Source organism: Bacillus hominis, assembly GCF_018332515.1.
Taxonomy (GTDB): Bacteria; Bacillota; Bacilli; order Bacillales; family Bacillaceae_G; genus Bacillus_A; species Bacillus_A hominis.
In genome coordinates this window covers 1-8,420 of record NZ_BOQD01000041.1, presented here as the reverse complement: position 1 = coordinate 8,420, position 8,420 = coordinate 1, and the positions used below count along the sequence as shown (strand labels likewise).

Below are 8,420 nucleotides of genomic sequence, written 5' to 3'. Positions count from 1 at the left end.
AGTGCTTTTTCTTATTTACCGCTCTTATTTCTCTCACAAGCAATTCCATCACCATCACGATCTAAATGCTTACCGTAATACGGACTATCTCTTGTAATATCGTAAACCCCAGCATCATTTGCTTCTTTACAGTTAGCAAAGCGTTTTGCTTCTGGCTTTGGTTGCTCTTGTCCTGCTCCTGGTCTTTCTTCAAGCGGTAATGTCGCGTTATATAAGAACTGAACGTATTGCTCACGACTTACATGCATTCTAGGTGCGAATTTACCATCACCAGTTCCAGCTGTAATATAATTTGATTTAACTGCAGTAATCGCAGGATTCGCCCATCCATTTCTATCTACATCCGGGAAATTATGATCCCCTCTTATTTGCAATTGGAACCCTTTTGTTAAAATTTGTGCCATTTCATCGCGAGTTAACGAATCTTTCGGTCTAAAGTTCCCTGTGCCATCTCCAGCAAATACACCCATCTCTGTTAAAGCAAGAATCTCTTTTTTAAACTGAGTAGAACGATCAGTAACATCTTTATACGGATTATTATACTGTTCTTTTACTGCTGGCTTTAATTGACGGAACATAAGGGCTGCAACTTGCTCACGAGTTACATCATCACCAAATCCAAAAATCCCATTTCCATATCCAGCAACAATGTTTTTATTTGCTAAGTCCATAATTGCCTTATAAGACCAATGATTGTTTGGAACATCTTTAAACTCTATACTTGCCTGCGCCATCCCAATTGAAGTAAATGCTGTAGTTGCAACAATTGCACCTGTTAAAAGTAATTTTTTAAATCCCATACTTAAGTCCCCTTCTCTTTTCCATAATAACTATTTAACAATATAACAAAGTATAAAAATATAATTTGTCATATTATGTCGAACAAAAAAAGAATCCAGCAGGATTCTTTTTTGCTAAGCACGAATGACAAGTTTGGAGACAGTTGACTTTTTCAAAAATTTATTAGGGGTAATATTTTGAAAAAGAAAGCCTTTCATATTTAACTTAACACCACTGGAATATATAGTAAATTGATAATCTTTATACGGAAGATTGCTAATGTTTAGTATAGATACTTCCCACTATATCAACAGTGATAACTATCTACACTAAATAACAAAAAGGCGCCTTCAAAGAAGATACCTTTCATACTTTTCATAAACAGACACTATAAAACAGAATTATTTATCCCGCGTTAACGGGCAGTAAGACCCCCACCTCAAAATTCAGCGAAAGAAAAAAAGTTAGGTGGGGGTCGGGCTGCCTGTAAATGCCCGATTGGTGAAGGCTAATAATCAGCGGGGGATGACCCCCGACTGATTAAAGTTTCACTTTATTGTTATACGATTGTTAGATACAAAAAGTAGAGGGAAATGTTTGTACAAAATTCTGCTTTATAAAGCCTGTCTACAACTTATATTGTAATCCTCTTCCTTTGAAAATAAATACAATATGCACAATTACATCCCCAAAAGAAAAGACACTCCCGCAGAGTGCCCCTTCAACCATTTTACTTTTAATATATCGCCTTAAATACATTTTATCATATGCATCCATATATTTTGTTAAGAAAATTCAAAATCCTTTTTCTTTCATTTCCAATTATAAAATCATGTAATATAGAATGTATGTCAAATTATTATACAAATTGAGGTGTACTATATTTATGTATTTCGGAATTATTCCTCTTATATTGTTTATTATTTTTCTTATCTCTTACTTAAAAGACCCACGGAAAATAATAAACGGTTTTTTATTTAATGCCTTTTTCTGTTCATTTCTATTATTTTGTGCAATCGCCTCGTTTGCATCTGGTAGCAACGCTTTACATTTCATCGTAATTCTACCTATGCTAGCGCTGCTTATAATGATACCTTTTGGCATCGTTGCTTTAATGTTTGGACTATTTCTTAATGCAAGAATCTTGATGAGGCGTGAAGGAAGACGCTTTACAAACTCTTTAACTTTAATTGCAGCTTTAGGGATTTTATTCTTTATAATGCTCCTTATCCTAAATCCAGCGAGCTTATTTTCACCACACTTCCGACCTATTTTTGCTGGAATTTCTCTTATGACCGTATATTTCTTTATACACGTATCTAATTTCTTAACAGCATATTTTCTATACCAATTCAATAGACCGAGACGTAATCAAGATTTCATCATCGTTCTTGGCAGCGGTTTAATTAACGATAAAGTACCTCCTCTTCTCGCAAGTCGTATTAATAAAGCAATCGACTTTTACTGGAAACAAGCGGCTGTTACTACACCGCCAACAATCATTTTCTCTGGCGGACAAGGTCCAGATGAAAATCTTCCAGAAGCAGAAGCAATGCAAAATTATGCGATTGAAAAAGGAATTCCTCTTGAACATACCGTAGGGGAAAATCGCTCTGTAAACACATATCAAAATATGTTGTTTTCTAAAGAAATTATGGATTCTTTAAAACCAGAAGGTAAGTATAGAAGTATTTTTACAACGAACAATTTCCACCTTTTCCGCGCTGGTATATATGCAAGACAAGCCGGTCTAAATAGCCAAGGTATCGGCTCAAAAACAGCATTTTATTACTGGCCTAACGCAATGATTCGCGAATATGTTGCAATCGTCGTTATGGGGCGTAAACGACATATGAAAGTTTGTGGAACTATTTTAGGGTTCTCTTTATTCCTAGCAATAATCAGTATTTTATTTACATAACAACTATTAAGGTCCCCTTCTATGAAAAGGGGACTTTTTTACACCTTTCAGTTCATCAAATTTAAATAAGTAATATAACAGCGTACAAAACATTAATAATTCCAGAAACCATTCCAATAATAGCAAATGTTTTACTCGTACCTGTCACTTTTTTATTTAAACCTAATATAGAAAATACAATAGCTATAGTGCCAATAAGTCCCCATAAGTTAATAAACCATGATATCAATCCAGTAATGAAACCAACTAAAGAAAAAACTTCTATACTACTATTAGAATTACTATTTACAAAACTTCCCTCTACCGTTTTATAGCTAAGACTCTCCCCACACTGTCCGCAAAACTTGTTATCCTCATTCGTTTCATTCCCACATTTCGTACAATATCTCAAAGAACCTCCCCCTTAAGATCAGTAGCCAAAACATACATATCATCCTATTATTTTTCAATTGAAAACATTCCTATTTTTTATACGCATCAATCATATACGAATGTATTTAAAATCATGATATGGTGATAATATTTCCTGCATACATCCATTAAAGGAGAATTTTTTAAAATATAATGTTAAAATAAAATTTAAGTGTGAATGATGTAACAAACAAGAAACTAGTTTGAAACGAGGAAATTACATGGAGAAAATTATCAAAAACAAGCCCAATAAGCTCAAATTTGCTTCAAAAGCTTTGATGATTATTATTGGGGCATTTATCACAGCATACGGATTAGAAGCGGTATTAATTCCAAATAACGTATCCGACGGTGGTGTGACTGGTTTAAGTATCGTTAGTTCAAGATTATTTGGATTGCCATTAGGGGCTCTAATCGCAGTTATTAACATTCCTTTCGTTTGGTTAGGATATAAGCAAATCGGTAAAAGCTTTGCAATTTATTCCATTATCGGGATTGCTTCATTAGCAATAGGTACCGTTGTCATGCACGGAATACCAACTATTATTGAAGGCGATACATTATTAATTACAGTTGTTGGTGGTATTATTATCGGTTTCGGTATGGGACTCGCATTACGTAACGGCGGAGCATTAGATGGAATCGATATGCTAGCTGTATTACTTTCTCGTAAATTACCTTTCGGAACGAGTGACCTTATTTTATTCTTAAACATGTTCGTATTTATTTTCGTATCAACAGTATTCGGTCTTCAAGGCGCTATCCTTTCGGCAATTGCTTACTTTATTGCTTCGAAAGTGATTCATATTGTCGAGGTTGGTTTAAGTGGTTCGAAAACATTTAAAATCATCACAAAAGAGCCTGAATTAATGGTAGAAACCATTCGCGATCGTTTAGGCCGAAGTGCAACATACAATGAAGTTTATGGTGGTTATTCAAGAGAGCAATTCAAAGAAATTTCTTGTGTAATTAACCGTTTAGAAGAAAGTAAAATGAAAGACCTTATTAATGAAATTGATCCCAATGCCTTTATTACAGTTTATGACGTAGCAGAAGTAAAAGGCGGTAATTTCAAGAAACGTGATATTCATTAATAAACAATAAAAGAAGCTCCTGCTAGTAAAAACTAGTAGGAGCTTCTTTTTATTAGATGTCTTACTTAATAATCATAATCTCTTTCTGCTGCTCTTCGTCCTTCCTCGTATCCTCTATCATACCCGCTACTATCACCTTCACTATGTCCGTGATCGTATCCGTGATCATAATCAGTGTACTCTCTTTGGATTGGACCGGGATAAAATAATTTCGCTTTTGGCTGAAAACAATTACGCGCTGCGAAAGATACTAGTATTCCAAAACATGCAGTAAAAATAAAACCACCTGTCAATGTATGCATAAGAGCTGCGACTGTAAATTCACGCCCCAATAAAATGTAAATAAAATATGTGCTACAAAAACTAACAACAAAAGCAAGTAAACCTTCAACTATCTTAAAGCGGTGGCGAAATCCTACGATAAAGTGGAACAAAAATGCTAAAAACACATAAAGACCACTATATGACGTTTCTGCCGGGACCGTTCCAAGTACCACCAAAATAGACATAATTAAAAAGACAAGATAAAAACTACAAGCTAAACTTGTACAAGCATTAAACAGATACATAGGAAGTGAATATACTTTACATGTTGTAAATGAAAACAATAAAAAGCCCACAGCAATGATTGCCGTAAATACATATAAGTCCATATTTATAGAAAGAATTTGTTTTAAAATAGAAGCATAGCTATAACCAAGCAATGCACATAGTAAAGGATGTACTACATATTGATGCCATTTCCACATTCCTAATTTTGTTATAACGATAAACACTATAGCCCAAACTGGAAATAACATAAGCCATTCCGTATTCGTGTTATAAGATGCAGTAATATATGCTGGTAAAATTATCTCTAATAAAGAATGGATTGCCCCTGCAAATAAAAAAGAAATCAATACTCTTAGACGATCACTATATTGCAAGCTTGTATAGAGTGATGTATACATTGGACCTGAATAAAATACATAATCCTCATCATAATCAATTTTCCTTAAATCTTTTGGTTGTGTTCCGGATCTTCCCATTACTATCTCTCCCCAACTCTCCCTTATTTTCTTATACTTGCTCTCTTTTCTTTATACTTCTATTAATCGCTCCACCTCCCTCCGCGCTTAATCCATTCCACATACTTATACAAGACGTTAACCTTATGTTGAAACTTGAATGGAAAATATAAAAACAGAGCACAAGCACATATTATCCATAAAACACCCCCAATAAAGCTAAATTTCATCGTCGTACTAATAAACAAACTCAAGAATAATACGAGGAACATCATTACACTAAACCTTTTATACATAGTCATAATATCCCCTCCTTATGCTTAATTGTACCAACTGCAAGGGAATTATTTCCACAAAAAAAAGACCGAAAAGCACGTTACACTTCTCGGTCTCTCTATTATCTTCTCTTCGTAATTTTCCCTGAACCACCAACCCTTGTTTTCGGGGGAGATGTATTCTTTGGCGGAGTTTTAATAGATGATTTCGGCTTCACATCAGATCCACTCGAGCCACCCGGATTTTTCGTAATTTTCCCTTTGCTTCCAGTAGAAGGTGGGGGCGTCTTGTTACTTCCTTTTTCCGTAATACTTCCCTTATCACCTACAGATGATTTCGGATCTACATTATCGCCTCGCTTAATAATAGATCCTTTCCCTTCCTTCGTAATTGGAGGCGGGGTTTTCTTTTCTTCTTTCGTAGGTGGTCTTTCCGGGACAACCGGCTTATGATTTTGTCTGTCGTTATATCCGCGATAATCACCGTATGATGATTTCTTTGAACCGAATATATCGTTTAGTATACTCCCCATAATATATCCTTGTAAGAAGGATGGTTGGTAATTTTGACGGACAAATTCTTCATTACTTATTTCAATTAACGTATCAGATGGTTTCTCTTTATCCTTTTGCAAATTATACATTTTATCAGAATAAACGAGGAACATTTGATTTTCGTCTTCTTTTGATGCTTGCTTCGGTTTCCTATCGTTAATAAGTTCCTTTGCGACTTCAGGAACTGACCGATTGGCGGCCCTATACACGTAAGATTCTTGTTTACCATCCTTTGCGACAGACTCTAGCGGATAACGGTCCTGAATTGACTTCGCCTGACCACTTTGACAGCCCGATAAAGCATAACCGGCAATAACAAGTAATGTAACGATAGCAAGTATAGGGATTACGAACGATTTAATCATGGTAAACAATCGGTTTGACATGATTACGCCCCCTTATGTTGCTCTTATGATTTGTACATCAGCAGGAATAATTGCTTCTCCCTCATACATCATTGTGCGACCATTTTGCCATTCAACACGTAATAATTTGCGGTTGTCAGACTGGAATTCCCATACGTACTGTTCTTCTGAAGCAGCGAATGGTGTTTTCCCCATAACAACAACACGTCCATTATATTGTTCTTCCATATGATACTCTATATCATCCATTTCAATCGTCGTCGGAATTTCATCGATTGAATCTAAACGACCATCAATCGGTGTATACAATTTGTAATACGTATTTTCACGATCTTCAATTTTTAAATAGCGAATGTCTTTTCCATCCTGCAGCGTTAAAACAATCTCCTTACGAGAATGCATACTCGTTTTCCCAGTTAATTCGTACATTACTAACGAAACTTCAATCATATCGCCAGGAGCCAACGTTAAAAGACTCTTTTCTGGCTTCGGCGGCTCTGGACTTTTCATTATATTTTTAATACGTTTAAATAAGCTCACAATCTACCCCTCCTTCTCTCTTTATAAACAAGCACCTAAAATAAATGCACCAACGATATGTAATGAACCAGCTAACATCGCATGTGCTACGCTGCCTTCTTTCGTTCCTTCTTCTAAATCAAGACCTGCCATTTTTCTTAAAACAAATTCAATAAACATTTCTACAACTAATAAAATAACGAAAGAAACTGCTGAGGCAAGAAGTGCTTGCCATAAATCATTCGCTTTCGTTATTGATTGTGACAAGATGTATCCTTGAGCGAATAGCTTCATAACAAAACGTGTTGTCACAGCTGTGTTCCCATTTTTTATTTCTTTTAAATCATTGTATTTTGTAAAAATCGAATCAACCCACATAATTGCAAATAAAAGTACCGCACTCGCTCCAGTCCATACAAGCATGGCTAAAACATTCGTCCATGTCATTGCAAAACCTCCTCTAAAAGGTAATAGAAAACCGACATGAATTCTCTTCAGACATGTCGGCTTCTTTGTCTATTCTATATTATTTCTCGTACTGCTTCATAATACGAGCTAATTCATCGTCAACAGCAGAATTTTTGTTTAAGCTTGCGAATTCATCGTCTAATGACTTTTCTTTCTTGTAAATTTCACCGCTTGCTTCTGCTTCAGCCTCTAATTGAAGAGCTTTCTCTTCCATACGGCTTAAACCAGCTTTTGCAGTATTTGAGTCAAATCCAGACATCGCCTGATTAATATTCTTTTGTGCTTTCGCTGCATTTACACGTGCTACAAGTGTTTCACGTTTATTTTTCAGCTCTGTTAATTGCTTACGCATTTCTTCTAGCTTCGCACGAAGATTATCAGCAGCAGCTTTATTTTGCTCATAGCTTGCTTTATATTCATTCATCTTTTGCTCTGCATTTTGTTTTTCTTCTAAAGCACGGCGCGCAAGATCTAAGTTGCTAGCTTGAACAGCCATATGAGCTTGCTCTTCACGTTTTTTCACAAGTGCTTCTTGCTCTTCAAATAATAATTTAAACTTCTTCTCAAGCGCGATTTGAGCCGCAACACTTTTCTCAGCTTCTTGTACATCCGCTTGCATATCGCGTAAATATTGATCCGTCATCTTAACTGGATCTTCAGCTTTTTCAATTAATGAATACACATTCGACATTGTTAAATCTCTTAATCGCTTAAATACAGACATCCAAATTCCTCCTATGATATACCTCATATTTCAAATTCGCTACTTGGAAAACTCAAAAATCTTCCTTTACAGTAAGAATATTCATTTTTACAACCTATGTGTTTATTATAACAAAACAAAGATGTCCTTACATGTTATTTCCAAAATACATACAATATAATATGACATTCTAGATAGAATATTGTATTCCTACTATATTCTTATTATTTCTTCCCACAAAAATTAACTTATTTTTACGTACTTTCACTCAATTACATAATTGTAATGTTACTGTAAGCTAACTCGATAGTTACGTTTCCAT

Annotated in this window: 10 protein-coding genes; 2 read left to right on the top strand and 8 right to left on the bottom strand. The window is 35.2% G+C overall.

All coding sequences use genetic code 11. From position 1 onward, the window contains the following. Positions 1–11 precede the first annotated feature (11 nt). Positions 12–800: an S-layer homology domain-containing protein gene (locus KI356_RS05865; protein ID WP_212935037.1), complete on the bottom strand. Its 789-nt coding sequence runs from the start codon at positions 798–800 to the stop codon at positions 12–14. A gap of 866 nt (positions 801–1,666) precedes the next feature. Between KI356_RS05865 and KI356_RS05860 the strand changes: the two genes are divergently transcribed. Beyond that, on the top strand, positions 1,667–2,701 hold the full coding sequence (locus KI356_RS05860) for a YdcF family protein (RefSeq protein ID WP_212935036.1): 1,035 nt from the start codon (positions 1,667–1,669) through the stop codon (positions 2,699–2,701). Positions 2,702–2,762: 61 nt separating this feature from the next. On the opposite strand, the gene KI356_RS05855 is transcribed toward KI356_RS05860, so the two are convergent. Then, a complete protein-coding gene (locus tag KI356_RS05855) occupies positions 2,763–3,092 on the bottom strand; it encodes a zinc-ribbon domain-containing protein (RefSeq protein WP_212935035.1) in 330 nt (109 codons plus the stop codon). A 241-nt stretch (positions 3,093–3,333) separates the two neighbouring features. Between KI356_RS05855 and KI356_RS05850 the strand changes: the two genes are divergently transcribed. After that, the gene (locus KI356_RS05850) at positions 3,334–4,206 is read left to right on the top strand and encodes a YitT family protein (RefSeq protein WP_212935034.1); all 873 of its coding nucleotides are present in this window, start codon (positions 3,334–3,336) and stop codon (positions 4,204–4,206) included. Between the two features lie 65 nt (positions 4,207–4,271). Here the strand turns inward: KI356_RS05850 and KI356_RS05845 are convergent, their stop codons facing one another. The 6 genes from KI356_RS05845 to KI356_RS05825 form a co-directional block, all read right to left on the bottom strand. Next, positions 4,272–5,234, bottom strand: coding sequence for a hypothetical protein (locus KI356_RS05845; protein ID WP_212935033.1), 963 nt, complete (start codon positions 5,232–5,234; stop codon positions 4,272–4,274). Positions 5,235–5,296: 62 nt separating this feature from the next. Continuing rightward, positions 5,297–5,515 carry a hypothetical protein gene (locus KI356_RS28135; protein WP_238486179.1) on the bottom strand — a complete coding sequence of 73 codons (219 nt, stop codon included), beginning with the start codon at positions 5,513–5,515 and terminating at the stop codon, positions 5,297–5,299. A 95-nt stretch (positions 5,516–5,610) separates the two neighbouring features. Next, positions 5,611–6,429 carry a DUF4247 domain-containing protein gene (locus KI356_RS05840; protein ID WP_212935032.1) on the bottom strand — a complete coding sequence of 273 codons (819 nt, stop codon included), beginning with the start codon at positions 6,427–6,429 and terminating at the stop codon, positions 5,611–5,613. 12 nt (positions 6,430–6,441) lie between these two features. After that, entirely contained in the window at positions 6,442–6,948 is a 507-nt protein-coding gene (locus tag KI356_RS05835) for a DUF4178 domain-containing protein (RefSeq protein WP_000051748.1), read from the bottom strand. 21 nt (positions 6,949–6,969) lie between these two features. Beyond that, a complete protein-coding gene (locus KI356_RS05830; protein ID WP_002123337.1) occupies positions 6,970–7,374 on the bottom strand; it encodes a DUF350 domain-containing protein in 405 nt (134 codons plus the stop codon). A gap of 79 nt (positions 7,375–7,453) precedes the next feature. Beyond that, positions 7,454–8,119 (bottom strand): PspA/IM30 family protein, encoded by a 666-nt coding sequence (locus KI356_RS05825; protein WP_002067789.1) that lies wholly within the window; start codon positions 8,117–8,119, stop codon positions 7,454–7,456. Positions 8,120–8,420: the final 301 nt, after the last annotated feature.